Source organism: Enterococcus sp. DIV0800 (assembly GCF_050559735.1).
Classification (GTDB): domain Bacteria; phylum Bacillota; class Bacilli; order Lactobacillales; family Enterococcaceae; genus Enterococcus_A; species Enterococcus_A devriesei.
On the sequence record NZ_CP187898.1, the window covers coordinates 1,596,397 to 1,613,323 of the forward strand.

At 38.9% G+C, this 16,927-nt stretch carries 14 protein-coding genes; all 14 read right to left on the minus strand.

Annotation, left to right across the window (positions count from 1 at the left end; all coding sequences use genetic code 11):
• Positions 1-50: 50 nt before the first annotated feature.
• A complete protein-coding gene (gene rseP, locus IGI54_RS07805) occupies positions 51-1,319 on the minus strand; it encodes an RIP metalloprotease RseP (RefSeq protein WP_430620381.1) in 1,269 nt (422 codons plus the stop codon).
• Positions 1,320-1,536: 217 nt separating this feature from the next.
• Entirely contained in the window at positions 1,537-2,487 is a 951-nt protein-coding gene (locus IGI54_RS07810) for a galactose ABC transporter substrate-binding protein (RefSeq protein WP_430621488.1), read from the minus strand.
• Positions 2,444-2,578 (minus strand): hypothetical protein, encoded by a 135-nt coding sequence (locus IGI54_RS07815; protein ID WP_379971628.1) that lies wholly within the window; start codon positions 2,576-2,578, stop codon positions 2,444-2,446. Before IGI54_RS07815 ends, IGI54_RS07810 begins: the two co-directional genes overlap by 44 nt.
• Positions 2,571-3,494, minus strand: a complete 924-nt coding sequence (locus IGI54_RS07820) for a hypothetical protein (RefSeq protein ID WP_430620382.1) — start codon at positions 3,492-3,494, stop codon at positions 2,571-2,573. The genes IGI54_RS07815 and IGI54_RS07820 overlap by 8 nt, the downstream gene beginning before the upstream one ends.
• Complete coding sequence (locus tag IGI54_RS07825; protein WP_430620383.1) at positions 3,484-5,280, minus strand: sensor histidine kinase; 1,797 nt, start codon at positions 5,278-5,280, stop codon at positions 3,484-3,486. The genes IGI54_RS07820 and IGI54_RS07825 overlap by 11 nt, the downstream gene beginning before the upstream one ends.
• Entirely contained in the window at positions 5,280-6,884 is a 1,605-nt protein-coding gene (locus IGI54_RS07830; protein WP_311900029.1) for a response regulator transcription factor, read from the minus strand. Before IGI54_RS07830 ends, IGI54_RS07825 begins: the two co-directional genes overlap by 1 nt.
• Positions 6,885-7,113: 229 nt before the next feature.
• Complete coding sequence (locus IGI54_RS07835) at positions 7,114-8,766, minus strand: galactose/methyl galactoside ABC transporter permease MglC (protein WP_071861015.1); 1,653 nt, start codon at positions 8,764-8,766, stop codon at positions 7,114-7,116.
• 20 nt (positions 8,767-8,786) lie between these two features.
• A complete protein-coding gene (locus IGI54_RS07840) occupies positions 8,787-10,295 on the minus strand; it encodes a sugar ABC transporter ATP-binding protein (protein WP_430620384.1) in 1,509 nt (502 codons plus the stop codon).
• A gap of 372 nt (positions 10,296-10,667) precedes the next feature.
• The gene (locus IGI54_RS07845) at positions 10,668-11,960 is read right to left on the minus strand and encodes a substrate-binding domain-containing protein (RefSeq protein ID WP_430620385.1); all 1,293 of its coding nucleotides are present in this window, start codon (positions 11,958-11,960) and stop codon (positions 10,668-10,670) included.
• A 364-nt stretch (positions 11,961-12,324) separates the two neighbouring features.
• Complete coding sequence (locus tag IGI54_RS07850; RefSeq protein WP_430620386.1) at positions 12,325-13,119, minus strand: phosphatidate cytidylyltransferase; 795 nt, start codon at positions 13,117-13,119, stop codon at positions 12,325-12,327.
• Positions 13,120-13,175: 56 nt separating this feature from the next.
• Complete coding sequence (locus IGI54_RS07855; protein ID WP_430620387.1) at positions 13,176-13,979, minus strand: isoprenyl transferase; 804 nt, start codon at positions 13,977-13,979, stop codon at positions 13,176-13,178.
• Positions 13,980-14,591: 612 nt separating this feature from the next.
• Entirely contained in the window at positions 14,592-15,149 is a 558-nt protein-coding gene (gene frr, locus IGI54_RS07860; protein WP_071861010.1) for a ribosome recycling factor, read from the minus strand.
• A 1-nt stretch (position 15,150) separates the two neighbouring features.
• Positions 15,151-15,873: a UMP kinase gene (pyrH, locus tag IGI54_RS07865; RefSeq protein WP_071861009.1), complete on the minus strand. Its 723-nt coding sequence runs from the start codon at positions 15,871-15,873 to the stop codon at positions 15,151-15,153.
• A gap of 129 nt (positions 15,874-16,002) precedes the next feature.
• Entirely contained in the window at positions 16,003-16,887 is an 885-nt protein-coding gene (gene tsf / locus IGI54_RS07870) for a translation elongation factor Ts (protein ID WP_071861008.1), read from the minus strand.
• Between the last annotated feature and the right edge of the window lie 40 nt (positions 16,888-16,927).

Sequence of the window (16,927 nt, forward strand, 5' to 3'; positions counted from 1 at the left end):
CTTTATGTTTGCATTAGAAAAAGGACCGAAAAAATTTCGATCCTTTCATTTTAAAAGAAGAAGCGTTGAATGTCATTCCAGGTCACCATGATCATTAACAACATGATAAAGCCAAAACCGATCATCGTGATCAAGCCCTCTTTTTCGGGGTCAAGGGGTTTGCCGCGAATTCCTTCAATCACGTTCAACAAAATTTTTCCTCCATCAAATGCCGGAATCGGCAAAAGGTTTACGATTCCTAAATTGACAGAAAGTAATGCCATTAAATAAATGACAGTTTTCACGCCTTGCTGAGAGGCCTCCTCAGACATCTTGAACATCATCACCGGACCACCTAGCTTGTTCAAACTGAAACCAGTGAACAGAGAACCTAATGCACTGAAAATATTTTTCGTCATATCCCACGATTGAGTCAAACCACCCATGATCTTATCAAAAAAACCCGTCCGAAGATATGGTGTCACACCGATCTGACCAACCTTTTGGCCGTTACTTTCAACACTTCTTGGAGTCATCTCGATCGTCTTTTGGTTGCCTCCTTGTTCGATCACAACCGATAATTCTTTTCCAGGACTGCTAGTAACTGGTTTGGTTAAGTCTTCCCACGATTGAACCTTCTTTCCTTCGATAGAAACGATCGCGTCGTGATCTTTCATACCCGCCTGTGCCGCTGGACTGCCAGCTTCAACCGAACCAATTTGATTTGTATTGTAATCCGCTACCCCGCCTTGAATAAAGGCCAATGCGATGAATAAAATTATCGTTAAAATAAAATTATTCATTGGTCCGGCAAAATTCGTTAAGATTCGTGAACCTAATTTAGCCGATTGAAACTGAACATCTCGTGGAGCGATCCGGACTTCCGTCCCGCTTTCTTCGATAACCGTGGCATCGTGCAGAACCTTGTAGGTCGTCTCTTGACTCTCATCTCCATTCACATATCCTTTGATAGTTAAGTCATCCACCAAATCCGCCGCGATCAGCTCCAGCGGAATACTATTAGGTAGCTGGACTTTTTTGCTGACATTGATGCGGCGAACCATATTTTTAGACGTCAATTCAACTGAAAGCGGAGTGCCCGGACTCAGCTCGGTCTCTTCATCTTCTAGCCCAGCCATTCGGACATAACCGCCAATTGGTAATAATCGTAATGTATAGGTGGTGCCATCTTTTCCCATATGAGCAATCAGCTTGGGACCCATGCCGATCGAAAATTCTCTAACTAAAATTCCTGAACGTTTTGCAAAGAAAAAATGTCCGAATTCATGGACAATTACTAAAACGCCAAAAACGATTAAAAACGTAATAACAGTGCGCATAATTTCCCTACCTTCACTATTTTCTTAGGGATAGTTTATCACAGTCTTGTAGAAATAGAGCTCTTTCTCGTTCTTTTCATAGAAAATTAAAAAAAAAGCTCCGAGACTCTTCAAACTTCTTTAAAAATTATTCCCGTAAGAAAAGGGAGTCACCAAAAATTTTAATCTGTCCTTTTTTATCTTAATACGCCTTGTTTACAATCCTTATCATTCTGTACTACTTTGTAAAAATTTTATACGGTACCCAAACGTACTGTCCTTTAATTGTTGGAACCGCTGACCGAACATTTTGCTTCATTCCACAGGCTGCGGCTAGATCAATAATCATCTCTGCTTGTTCTTCATTCGAGTTAATCACTGTTCCCAACATCTTTTTAGCATTGACCGCATCAATTGCCGCCTTAGTTCCATCAATACCAACAATCGTCGGCAAATAGTTAATTTTTGAATCATTGACTGCATCTAGCGCGCCTAATGCCATATCATCATTATTACTGATGACCAATTCGATTTTGTCATCACCTTCATTCAGCCAATTTTTCATCAGATCATAGGCTGGTCGTCTCATCCAATCAGCCGTTCCGCGATGTAAACGTTGCAATTTGATGCCCGCATCCGTCAAGTATTGAATCGATGACTCGGTCCTGATAAGAGAATCTTGATGCGTTTCTTCACCTTCTAACAGAACATACTGTAAGAACCCATCGCCATTGAGATCTAACTTTTGTGGATTCTTTTTCCAATGGTCTACAACGATCTGAGCTTCCAGTTCACCAGATTCGCGTGCACTGCTTCCAACATAGAAAGCTTTGTCCCAACGTTCAAGGTCTTTTTCCACTGGCTCTCTGTTAAAGAAAATGACTGGTACGGACGCTTGTTTAGCTTTTTCAATGATTCCTGAAGCTACAGTACGATCAACTGTATTTACAACCAATGCGTCATAGTCATTTTGTAAGATATAATCTACCTGCTGGTTTTGTACAGATTGGTTTTGCTTTGCATCCCTGAAAGTAATAACCATTTCTTGACCATATTTTTCTTTAAATTCTGCTTTCTTTTTTTCCAAAGAATCTGCAACTGTAGATATAAATTCATCATCTCCACGATACAGGAGGACTCCAATCTTAAAAACCTGTTCCTTTTGCTGCTTTTGATAATAATTTTTCAAACCCAGTCCTAAAAAGAGAAAAGACAGAGCAAAGAAAAGCAATGCTATTCTGAAACTCAACTTTTTCATTCAACTCACCTTTTTCATTCATTGTAAGGAAACAGTAACGGCTCCAAATCTTGAGAAAATAAATTTTGTTTATCGATGACTCGATCTCCCAAATTTTTTTGCTTCTTCTTTTGATCTGAATCAATCAGTTGGTAAATACTTTGATATCCACGGGAATAATCATCTTGAAAAACGGCAGCCAAAATATCTCCGTCATCGATAGCGGCCAATATCTTGTCAGAAAATTCTAGTAGATACCCCCGCAAATAATTCTTACTCTCATCATGTTTAGAGGACCCTAAATAATCCGTCAACTGCTGAGGAGTATCCATTACCAGGCTGACATTCTTTCCATTTGAGTAACTGTTTAAACGTTGAATTAGAGTTTCAACTTTTCCAGAAACACAATCGACTTGCTGCTTGCTTTTCAAGTGTCGTTCTAAACCAGCGATTCTTCCTTCAGGATCGGCGCAACTCTTGTCTTGCCAATAGACAACCTGACTAGTGGTGGAAAGCTGTCTACTTAAATATTTTCCAAGTGTGGCTCCTCTTTGATAATCTGCACTAACGATCTTTTCTTTTTCATTCATTTTGTACTGAAAATCCGCCGCTTCTAAATTAACTATTTCTTGGTTTTTTTCGACTAATTTACGATCAACGGGGCCTCCATATAGAATGCCTTTATACATATCGTCTGTTCTTGCCGAGACTTCTTCTTGTTGACGGCGATACTCACTTCTAGATACTTCTGTATAAATAACCTCACTATCAAGCTCTTTAGCCGCTTGTTCCAGCCCAGCCTTCAGTCTATCTAGCTGCCACTTGTTCTCTTCGGCAGCAATCAATACTTCAATTTGCGGATTTTTGTCATTAGTGGGACTACCAAAATAAAACCAACCCGATAAAACCAAAAAGATGGAGCTGATAATCAAAAACACACGCCCTCTTTTATTTACCATTTTGTGCCTCCGCCTCCTCAAAAGGAATCAAGATCCTAACGATAGTCCCCTCATCTGGTTCACTAATCACAGTGAGACCAAATTTAGGGCCATAATGAAGTTTGATTCGTTCAGCTACGTTACGGAAACCAACACCAGATCCTTTTTTAAATTTGACTTCACCTTTTATAATCGCTTTCACTTGTTCTTCCGTCATACCTGGTCCATTATCTTCAACATCAATGTTGATCCCCTCTGGAATTCGGTAAGCCCGAATATTGATTTCTCCATCCTCATAGATATAATCCATCCCATGATAAATCGCATTTTCTACAATTGGTTGAACAATCAATTTTAAACAAGGGTGGTCTTTCAATTCTTCTTCAACAAGAATTGTCCAAACAAATTTATTTTTATAACGATTTTCTTGAATCATTAGATAATTTCGAACATGTTCAAGTTCTTCACCGATTGTAATTATCTTTTTCCCTTTACTAAGACTAAGACGAAACAGTTTCGCCAGAGCTGTAATCATCTGAATTGCCCCATCATAACGTCCACTTTCAATCATCCAAACAGTAGAATCCAAGGTGTTGTATAAAAAGTGCGGATTAATCTGAGCTTGCAGAACAGACAATTCATTTTCTCGAATCTTCTCCTGCTGAACTACAATATCTTTCATTAAACGCTTCATGGTATCCGTCATCGTCATTAATGCATGGGACAAATGTTGAATTTCGAAGGTTCCTTCTTCCGGAATTGTTAGGTCATCCAGATTTTCTTCGATCTGGGTCACCGCTTTTTCTAGATTTTTCAAAGGAGTGGTGATTCTAGATGATATGACTAGATTGATAATCAGCAAAGATAAACAAGCGATTAACGCCAGCCCCCAAATGACGACACGATTATCTGTGAGTTTGGGGATTGTTTCGCTGATTGGTTCTACGCGAACGAGCTTCCAACCCGTATATCCCATCGTCTTGATTGTCACAATTTGAGAATCTTTTTGACTATCATCTCGATAAACACCATCTTGACTCTTGTTTTTAATCTGGTTGGGTAATACTAATAATTTTTGATCCAACAAAATCTGCTGTGGATGATAGATCACATTACCTGAAGACTGGGTCAGAAAGAAACTGCCCATACTATTATCGGATTGGGTCAAAATTCTTTCCGCAGCATCAAAATTCATATTAATCATTAACACACCTTGATAGATCAACCCGCCACGGTTAATTTCGACGTTTCGGCTAAAGGTAATGACTCTGGGATAATCATAACCGTTTGATTTAAACAGATTATCGACATATGGCGCCGAGATATGAATATTTTCTATTTGCGCCATCGCGCTTAAATACCACTTCTCTTTTTTTACAGAAATGCCTTTTCGAAAAGGACGATCTGCAGGAACCACAACTAGTGGTTCCCCATGACTATCAAAAACTGCAATACTGCTGATTTGCGGATCATGGGAGCGCAAAAGAAAACTAAGCTCTTCTGACACTCGATCCTTGTCAACATCCAGATCAGCATCCTTTAAAATATCATAATAGCTGACATTCGTAGCCTGCATCATATTCTGAATCGATTGGTCAAAACCAAATGCGACCTGCTCAATCACTGAAGAATTATTAGCTTCCAGCATTTCTTCATGCGCAACAGAAAGTCTTTTTGAATAGACAAAAGTCACAATCAAAATCATTACGACCGCAACAAGTGAAAATGAGATTAGCAACGTAAATTGTAAGCCCTTTCTATAAATAGCATCACTAAATTTTTTTATCATCTGTTGCAGTTTTTCCATCATAGTGACTCCTCACTAGTATAGAGTTTCCGATAACGTGTCGGCGAGTGCCCAGTCGCTTTTTTAAAAACATAGCTAAAATAATTAGACTCCGTATAACCTACTTTTTCTGCTATGATATACGTTTTGTCGTCGCTATTTTCTAATAGCTCTTTCGCTTCTTTAACGCGCTTCTCGGTCAAATAGCTAACAAAGGTTTTCCCAGTGTGCTTTTTGAATAAGACTGAGAAATATGCTGGATTTAAGTGCAAATAATGACTAAGTGAATCCGCTGTCAAATCAGGATCATTGAAATTTTCGGCGATATAATGTAACCCCTGCATGATTTGACCTTTTGAGGACTGGTGGATATCCTTTTGTAAGATCTTACTAACTTGGCAACAACAATCAATAAACCAACGACACCCTTCCTCAAAAGGCAGACCAACTTTTGATTCCATTTCCCGCGACAAACGAAAAATCATCGTCTCTCCTTCACTTGTTTCATTCAATAAACAATTTCTACTTAACACTCCGACCCATTCTGATAAAAAAGCCGTGTACTCAAAACGATTTAAATTTTGTTTTTGTGCCTGCTGAAACAATTCTTTGGCACACATACTAATTTTTTCAACGTCTCCATACTTTAAGACATTTACCAATCGTCTAACCTCAACATCACTAGCATTCAGTGAAATCGAACTGCCGTGATGAGGAATGTCGTCCGCAATCATTGCAAAGGTCGTTCGCTGGTCAAGATGACTGCTAAAATCCAGGGCTGATTGTGCTTCTATGTAGGCATTTTTTAATTCAATCAATGCTAAATGACGTTTACTAATCCCCGCTAGAATCAGAGAACCTAAGCTAGTTATCGTCGCGCATATCTCATTTGTAATTTGAGTGATTTGTTCATCAGTCACAGAAATCGGCAACCACACTAGATTCTCTCCATAAGAAAATACGAGCGGTTCTTCAAAAACACGAATTTGTTCAATTGCGATATCTTTAACTGCTAAAGACAAAAACGGACGGTCGCTTGCTTCTGTCAATTCATAATTGCCACGAAATTCAAACAGAACTAATCGGCAAGAAATCTTTTCAGGAAGATTAAAATCTCTTTGCTGCTGAAGTACTCGTTCTGTTTCATTCAATCCGTTCAGACAGCTGATAAAAAAATTATCACGAAAAATGGAAATATTTTCTTCAAAGCGCTTTTGCAGTCGTTGAGTATTCAATCGTTCCGCTTTTTCTTCTTGCATTTTTTCCTTAATTTCACACAAAACTTTTGCTAAATCATCTGCGGAAAAAGGTTTAAGAAGATATTTATCGACTTTAAGAGATACTGCCTTTTGGGCGTACTCAAAATGATCGTAGCCTGAAAAAACTAAAAATTTCGAAGCCGGAAGCAATTTAGTCGCTTGCTCGATAAATTCCAAACCGTCCATGAAAGGCATCTGGATATCTGTAATGATAATATCCGGCCTTAGTTTTTCGGCTAATTCTAGAGCCTCAATTCCATTTTCTGCAGTGATTGGCTTAAAAAAGCCTAGTTGCTGCCAAGGAATTCTTCGAGCCATTCCTTCTCTTATTTCTTCCTCATCATCCACTAGTAATACATTTAACATTTTTATTCCTCCCAGAAATTCCTTTGCATAAATCATTAAGCAAAACGAAACGAATTTCTTCAGCTTTTCGCCATTATTGTCATTTCATATGAAGTTATTATTCGCACGTTCAAAAATATTTTGTTTCCGCTTTCCCAAGAGTCATTATACCTAAAAAAGACTGCATCCGTAAGTCAAAATAAACTTTGACATTTGAATGCAATCCTCTTCAGTATTAACTTAGAGAGTCTTATTTTTTCTGTACATATTTCAAACAGTCAAGCGTCACCGCAACTAAAATGATGATTCCTGAGAAGACGAACTGTAAGTTAGTATCGATACCCAAAATTGTCAATGCGTATGTCAAAGCAGTAAAGATTACAACCCCGACAACTACACCAGAAATCTTACCGATCCCACCAGTGAAGGAAACGCCCCCCACAACACAGGCCGCAATTGCATTCATTTCCCAACCCTGACCATATGCTGCTGAGCCCGAACCGACCATCCGTGCACATTCTAACCAAGAACCAAAACCATACAAGACCCCTGCCAAAATGAAGGCGCAAATGGTTACAGTGAAAACGGAAATACCTGATACTGCTGCTGCTTCAGGATTTCCACCAACTGCATAGAGATTTTTACCAAAGGTAGTTTTATTCCAGATAAACCATACAATCACAATCGCTGCTAAAGCCCAAAGAATGATCGTTGGAAATCCATTCACTTTCGGAATAATCATATTGGGAATAGCCGGTTCAATAGCACCAAAGGAAACACCCTTTGTTGCGTAAGTAACCAACCCGAAAATAATCAGTGTATTGGCCATCGTAGAAATGAATGGATGCATTAGAAACTTCGCTGTAAAGAAGCCGGCGATAGTTGTGAAAAATGTACATAAAACAATACAAGCGACTAATGCTAAAGCTAATCGTGCGCCTAAAGACATTTTGGTGAAATCAAAGATATGACCAAAGACCCCCCCAGTATTGACTCCTTGGTGCATGATGATGGTGGAAGCTGTCATCCCCATCCCCATCATCCGTCCGATCGAAAGGTCAGTACCTGTCAAAAGGATCAAGCCAGCAACTCCTAAAGCAAGAAACATCTGTGGAGAAGCTTGTTGTAAAATATTCAACACATTATTGTAGGTCAATAACGGAGCTCCTTTTACAGCCGGAGTAATGATAGCTAAAATAAGAAAGACAATAATGATTGCAATGTACAAACCATTTTTTAATAAAAAGTCTCGACGATTGAACGTATATTTGTAATTTTCCCAATGCTGCTCAATTGTTTCCGCCAATTTGAATTTGGACATTCGAAGCATATCTAACAAATGAAATTTATGATTGAAGGCTTCGTGCATACGATCTTTGATCCGCTGTTTCTCAGCTAAATAGTCCATTTTGACATCGAATAGCTTATTCTTATATACATATTTTTCTTCTTTGATTTCCTGACTATCAGATAATTTAGCCAATGCCTGTTGACGTTCTTTTGACATTTCATGTAGTCTGATTTGATAATTTTCTTTTGCGAGTATCTTCTCTTCTTCAGCACTTTTCTTCACATATTGAAAATAGTCTTTATCAAAATGCTCTTTGATGTATGCCTCAGCCTTATTGACCAGCGCCGCAACTTGATCCTTATTCTGTTCTTCAATCTTCTTTGCTACTTCAAGGTCTTTATTCAAAGCAGTGATTTTTTCTTCTTTTTCATCCTTTGAAAGACTGCGGTCACGTTTTGTGCTTTCAATCAAACTAAGTAGCGAAAGGACTTGATCTGTTCCTTCTTCTCTTAGGGAATCAACTTGTTTTTGGATACTGCCGACATATTCATCGATCGGCTGCCGCAATTTTAATTCTTCTTCGGCAGATAATAGATTTTTTGTAGTTGCCATGTTTCCTTTAAACCCCTTTACTATAGATATTTTGAGCTGAGTCGCATCAATTCTTCTTGGTTCGTTTCAGCAGTATTGACAATCCCGGAAAGACGACCGTTTGACATGACTCCGATCCGGTTAGTAATTCCTAATATTTCAGGCATTTCCGAGGAAACAACGATAATGGTCTTTCCTTCTTTTGCCATTTTGATGATCAACTCATAAATTTCGTATTTAGCACCTACATCGATGCCTCGCGTCGGTTCATCCATCAAAAAGACATGTGGATTACGTTCTAACCATTTACCAAAAACAACTTTTTGCTGGTTTCCACCTGATAAGCTGGCGATCGAATCATTCGGGCTCATTGCTTTGGTACGCATTAATTTGATTTCTTTCACTGTTGCTTTCTCCATCTTGGACTCGGAAAGCGCCACTCTTGATTTATATTCTGGTAAATTCGCAATAGTAGTATTGAAGATAAGATTTCCTTTATCAAAAATACCGCTGGCTTTGCGTTCTTCAGTGATCAAAGCAAAACCCTGATCCATCGCTTGTTTAGAACTACCGAAATTCATCAATTTTTTATTAAAGTACACTCGACCAGCAGCCCTCGTGCGAATTCCAAAGATCGTTTCCAATAATTCTGTACGACCCGCTCCTACTAGACCATATAGTCCGAAAATCTCACCACGGCCAACGTCAAAAGTGACATCCTGTAGCTGGGGTGTAAATCTAGTAGATAGATGTTGAATCGATAAAATCGTTTCACCTGGTGCGTTATCAACTGGCGGGAAACGATTATCCAATGAACGTCCCACCATCGCTGTGATCAATTCATTCATGTTAGTTTCATTTGTTGCTTTTGTGGTGACTAACTTTCCATCACGCAAAACGGATACTTCATCACATATTTCAAAAATCTCATCCATCTTGTGAGAAATATAGATCAAAGAAATTCCATCGTCTCTTAATCGGCGCATCATTTCAAATAGCTTGTCAACCTCTTGTGACATTAAGGAAGACGTCGGTTCATCCAAAACAATTACCTTAGCATTGTAAGAAATGGCTTTTGCGATCTCACACATCTGTCTTTGAGAAACGGACATCATTCGCATTGGCTGTGTTAGATTTACTGTGATACCTAATTTTCTAAAAAGCTCAGATGCTTCTTTTCGCATCCGTTTTTCGTCGATTAATCCTAAGGAATTCGTCGGATAACGGCCTAAAAAGAGGTTATCAACAACGTTTCTTTCTAATGCTTGGTTCAATTCCTGATGGACCATCGCAATTCCATTTTCTAAAGCGTCTTTAGGTCCGCTAAAGCTAACCTCTTTACCATCCAAATACACGGTTCCTTCATCTTTTTGATAGGCTCCGAAAAGGCATTTCATCATCGTGGATTTTCCAGCGCCATTTTCACCCATCAGCCCCATAACTGTTCCTCGTCCAACATCCAAATTGATGCGATCCAGTACACGGTTACGACCGAAAGACTTACTCATACCTCGTATGGATAAAATAGTATCCTCTTTTTTTTCTGTCATAATTTATACTCCTGTATCTATCTTTATAAATAAACATCAAAAAATTAACTGCTTGTTCAATAATCGTAGACAGCGAAAATTTATTGGTCCTCTTTGGGGATTCACATACTAATAATTTCTAAAAACTAGTTCAACAATGCCGTTAGGGTTAGCCTCGAGTTCAAAGCGTTTGCATTTTCAAATAGTTAAACATTTCTTGAAAAAACAAGTTTTATCTGCATATAAACAAACGAGGCAAACAAGCGGAATATTAGAAATATGTATCGAAGCAGGCCAATATTGCGCTTATTTCCTCGAAAGGCTTCCTTCATTGCTCAGATTTTCAAACCTGAGACTGCAAAACTATTGCAGTCTCAGTCAAGAACCTTACGTTTATTGATTTAGAATAGAAGTGTAAGAAGCGCCATTATCTGTTTTAACCATGTTAATGGCAAAAGCATCGTATTCGTTAGGGTTCCCCAAGCGGTTAGTAATATTAGATTCCGTTTGTCCATCACCCGCGATATATTCCACATTCAAATTCAATAGCTTATCGTATTTTTCTAATAATGGTTTGTAGGTAGAACCTAAGAAGTTATCGGCAGAGTTGTAGATGTCCAACCAAACTTTCTTTTCTGGAGAATTTTCTTTGCCTAATTGGTTAGAGACTGCTTTGTCAATCTTTGTAGAATCAGTGAAATCATTATAATTATCTCCTGTTACAGCTACATTCATCGCATAATAAGAGCGTTCGTCTTTATCATACTTGTAAACGTCAGAACCTAATTTGTTTCCAGCATCATCCGCTTTACCAATACCAGTATCTATATCAACGCCGTCTAGCGAGTTCCGTAATACTCGTAAGGTCAAGTATGCTTGAACATCCGCACGCTGGCTGACAGTACCACCATAGCCTTCTTTAATTGCTGAAACTGCATCGCTGTTCGCGTCATAGCCGAATGTTGGAACTTTGTTTTCTTGAGACCATGCATTGAAAATAGACATGCCCATTCCATCATTGTTTGAAGCAATTACATCGATTTGTTTGTCAAAAGAAGATGACCAAGTACCGATTGCATTTCCTGCAGTCGCTGCATCCCATGTGGCTCCGGAATTATTTTTCATCTCTTGAGAAGCCAATTCCCGAATCTTATATTTCTTTCCTTTTACTTCAATTTCGCCATCTTTGACTGCTTTAGATTTCCCTTCAGTATTGGTTCCAACTGGCTTACTGTCGATTCCGCCATCTTCCTTAACACCTGTGCCTAACGCTTCACGTACTCCACGTGTCCGAGCGATTGAATCATTATGACCTACATCACCAATAGCCAGCACATACCCGATAGTGCCATCTCCATTGCGATCGATCGTATCGATATTTTTTTCAATATAATCTTTGATCATCGTACCTTGAACTTCGCCACCTTGTTTTGCATCAAAGCCTACGTAATAAGTATTATCATTAAAACTCAACGCTGCTTTATCTAGTTCTCCAGTTGACGAGTTGGATGGTTGGCGATTGAACCATACAAGTGGTTTGTCCTTATTTACAACATTCGTAGTATCACCACTGCTGCCTTTTGAAGCATCAGTCGCTTTGTCGCCATCCCCTCCACCACACGCTGCCAACGAAACTGTTAACCCAAGTGCCATTGTTACTGTTAAAAATCCTTGCCATTTCTTCATGTATTAATCCTTCCTTCCAGCGTTTTTGTAAACGCTTTATTTATCATCAGTATAGCGATTGATCTTTGGAAAAAAAATAGGATTTTTTTTAGAAAGTATACAAATTTTTATGTTTTTATTCGATTAGAAAATAAAACATCTAGTAACATAAAAAACTTCACGAATTTCACTTAGCATGTTTTAGCTAAAGTTCATTCGTGAAGTTGAGAATTTAAAAGGAGTTATCTTTCTGGAAAACGAACAGGCGACTACTAACACACTAATCTATCCTTTATTTTAAAAAAAAGATGACAAAAAAAGGGCAACGCCGAAGCGCACCCCTTTAGTTAGAATGAAATTTGGTTAAAAACAGTTGATTCATTGTTTAGAAGACACCCAATAAATGCATCATTGGAAAGACAAACAGCATACTGTCGAAACGATCTAGGATGCCGCCATGCCCTGGTAAAATATTTCCTGAATCTTTCACATCATAGTGACGTTTGATTGCTGATTCCACTAAATCGCCAAATTGACCAACGATTGAAAATACAATCGTAAAAATGATCATCGTCACTAAATTATGTTGGAATACTTGCGGTTGGACTAAAAAGAAAATGACCGCTACAACAACCGCACTAGCGATTCCTCCAAGCGCACCCTCGATCGTTTTATTTGGTGAAATCTCAGGCCAAAGCTTCCGCTTACCGATTTGCCGTCCAACCATATACGCGCCAATATCAGTCGCCCAAACAACAAAAAAGGCAAATAGCAAAATAGCTAAGCCGCTATCACGAGCCGTCACTAAATTTTGAAAGCCGACGCCAACATACAAGCTAGATATGACAGGAAACCCTGCTTCATCAATCGTATAGGTATTTTTTGAAACGACTGAAAAACCTAAAATGATCATTACTGTCAAATAAAATAATAGGAAATTATTATTGTTGCCACTTAAAAAAGGCATCCAACGTTCCGCTGGCAAAACAAGAAAAACGGCGCCCAATATCGAAAGCACCCCTTCAAAACTTAAAATCGCCAAGCCCTTCATACGAAATAATTCGTACACACCAATTCCTGCTAATACTGCCGCTGCTATTTCTACCGCGATTCCCCCAACGTACAAAATAGGGATAAAAATCACTAAGGCAACGACAGCAGTAATTACTCGCTGTCTCACTTTTTTTCCTCCTAATTCAGTTGCTGATTTTTCATGCCACTACCGTAAATAAATCTTTAAGTAGCGCTGGTATCTTTATTCAAGCCGCCAAAACGACGGTTACGATTTTGGAAAGAAGCAATCGCTGTTTTCAAATGGTCTCCATCAAAATCAGGCCATAACGCTTTGGTAAAATATAGTTCACTATAAGCTAATTGCCATAGTAAAAAATTGCTGATCCGTTCTTCCCCACTAGTACGCACTACTAACTCTGGATCCCGTAGGTCGTAGGGCAAAAAGCCCGTCATTAAATGATCTCCCATGACGGTATCGTCGATTGCATCGATGGCTAATTGGTCATCCTTCACTTCTTGCGCCATCTGTTTCATAGCTGAGATGATCTCTGCTCGACTGCCATAGTTGAGGGCGAAATTTAAAATTAAGCCATCATTGTCAGCAGTCTGTTCAATTGCTCGCTTTACCGCATCCTGTGTATGGGACGGCAAATACTCTTCGTAGCCCATCACGTGGACTTGAACATTTTCTTCAATCAATTCAGGGACGAAAGTATCAAAAAAATCAACCGGTAGCTGCATCAGAAATTTGACTTCATCGTCGGGCCGCTTCCAATTCTCTGTTGAAAAAGCATAGAGAGTCAGAACTTTTACCCCGAGGCGATTGGCTTCCTTCGTAATTTTTTTGACCGTTTCCATACCCTCTTTATGACCGGCAATGCGCGGTAGACGACGATTTTGTGCCCAGCGCCCGTTACCGTCCATAATGATCGCAATGTGTTTTGGAATAGCACCCTCTGGATCAAATACAAAGTCTGATTCTTCAGGTGTATATTTTTCTTTTTGTGGAAAAAAACGTAAGACCATGTTTTCACTCCTAGCTCGTATTTATGGATTCATTTTTCATAATGCGAAAAATGAGTTTGATTCTCACCACGTATATCATTCTGCTAAACTGTTCGTACTTTTTAAGATCAACAATTCATTTGCGATCTGTCCAATAAAACTGGGAACAGCGGAACTGACATCCTAGCTCGTATTTATGGATTCATTCTTCATCGTGCGAAAAATGAGTTTGATTCTCACCACGTATATCATTCTGCTAAACTGTTTGTGCTTTTTAAGATCAACAATTCATTTGTCCAGCTGTCCAATAAAACTGGGAATAGCGGAACTGACATCCTAGTTCGTATTTAGGGATTCATTTTTCATAGCTGAAAAAATATTTTTTAGACTCTGGATTATTTCGCAAGCGATTTATTATTTTTTTCAGAAAGTAAACAAGCAATTAGATTCAACAGCCATTATAGCAATAATCTAAATGCTTGCCTACGAATATTCATAGTATTTAAATAATTTCAAACATTGGCGAAACTACTTTTAAGAATTTCGGTTTTTCGAAAGCTGCTCCAATTTAATTAAAAAAATTAGAATACGACAAAAAAACTGGCGTACGAGACTCGTACACCAGTCATTGAATTATACTTCTAATAATTCTTTTTCTTTTTCGCTAATGATTTCGTCAATGGCTTTGATATTCTCATCTGTTAAGGTTTGAATATCTTTTTCTACATCACGTAAATCATCTTCGGTCAAATCGCCATTTTTTTGTTGTTTTTTGTAGTCGTCCATCGCATCACGGCGAATATTACGAACAGCAATTTTCGCGCCTTCTGCTTCTTTCTTTACTTCTTTAGCTAATTCTTTCCGGCGTTCTTCCGTCAATTGTGGAATCACTAGACGAATCACATTACCGTCGTTTGCTGGATTTAAACCGATGTCACTTGCTTGAATCGCTTTTTCAACATCACCGATCATATTTTTATCAAAAGGCGTTACCATCAATACACGTGCTTCTGGAATCGTGATTGACGCCATTTGATTCACTGGTGTTGGGACGCCATAGTAGTCCACAGTGATGCGGTCTAATAGACTTGCGTTCGCACGACCTGCGCGAATTTGGCCTAATTGACGTTGCAAGGCTTCTTGCGCCTTCTTCATTTTATCTCTTGCTTCATTCATTACTGCATCTGCCATATTATTTCCCCCTTACAGTCGTCCCGATGTTTTCACCGAGTACAACGCGTTTAATATTTCCTGGTTCATTTAAATTAAAGACAACAAGTGGAATATCATTATCCATACTTAATGAGCTTGCGGTTGAATCCATCACTTGAAGACCTTTAGCAATGACATCCAAGTGGGTCAACTCTTCATACTTCACGGCATTTTCATCAAGTTTAGGATCCGCTGAATAAACCCCATCGACATTATTTTTCGCCATTAAGATCACGTCCGCATTGACTTCTGCCGCTCTTAATGCCGCCGTTGTGTCAGTTGAGAAATAAGGATTTCCTGTTCCCCCAGCAAAAATCACGATCCGACCTTTTTCAAGGTGACGTTCTGCTTTCCGACGAATATAAGGCTCAGCAATTTGACGCATTTCAATTGATGTTTGAACACGAGTTGGTACATCAATATTTTCTAACGCATCTTGCAAAGCTAAAGCATTCATCACAGTTGCCAGCATGCCCATATAATCGGCTTGCGCACGTTCCATGCCCATTTGAGCACCAATTTGTCCACGCCAGATATTTCCGCCACCGACAATGATTGCCATTTCAATTCCTAAATCATGAACTTCTTTGATTTCTTCTACAATATCTTTGATTACTGGTGGATTAATACCGAACTTTTCATCACCTGCTAAGGCTTCTCCACTAAGTTTCAATACTACGCGTTTATATTTTGGTTCATCCATTTCAATACCTCCACTGTCACTCTATTGATATTTTAGCATACTCTGCTTCTGACGCCACTCAAATTTGAATTTGCTTAAAAAAAGGGAGCGCACATTTTTCGTGCGTTCCCAACTGTCTATTAAACAGAATTATTTTTTGATTTGGCTCATGACTTCTTCAACAAAGTTATCTTCGCGTTTTTCGATACCTTCGCCGACTTCGAAACGAACGAAGCTGACAACTGTCGCACCTTTAGAAGATACATATTTTTCAACAGTCATATCAGGATCTTTAACGAATGGTTGGTCAACCAAAGCGATTTCGGCTTTGAATTTGTTCAAACGGCCGATAACCATTTTTTCAACGATATTCGCTGGTTTGCCTTCATTTAACGCTTGTTCAGTTAAAACATTTTTTTCATGTTCTAATTCTGATTCAGGGATTTGGCTTTCGTTCACATAACGAGGGTTGATTGCCGCAACATGCATTGCAACATCTTTGGCAACTGATTCGTCAGTTGTGCCGTTTAATAAAGCTAAAACAGCGATACGTCCGCCCATGTGTAAGTAGCCGCCAAAAGCAGCGTTGTCGTCTTTTTCAACAACTTCAAAACGACGGAAGTTGATACGTTCACCAATTACTTGGGTTGCTTCGATTAAAGCAGCTTCTAACGTTTCACCTTTAGCGTTTGTTAATTTCATTGCAGCATCCATGTCAGCTGGTTTGTGTTCAGCAACTAATTCTGCGATTTCTTTAACTAGGTCTTGGAACATTTCGTTTTTAGAAACGAAGTCTGTTTCTGAGTTTACTTCAACGATTGCAGCAGTGTTTCCTTTAACTGCAACTGAAGCTAAACCTTCAGCAGCGATCCGGTCATTTTTCTTAGCTGCTTTAGCCATCCCTTTTTCACGTAAAAGATCGACAGCTTTTTCAATGTCGCCTTCTACTTCTACTAACGCACGTTTTGCATCCATCATTCCTACGCCAGTCATGTCGCGTAATTCTTTTACTAATTTAGCTGTTACATCTGCCATTTTAACGGCCTCCTTAATTTTTCTAAAAAAGCTGCTTCAA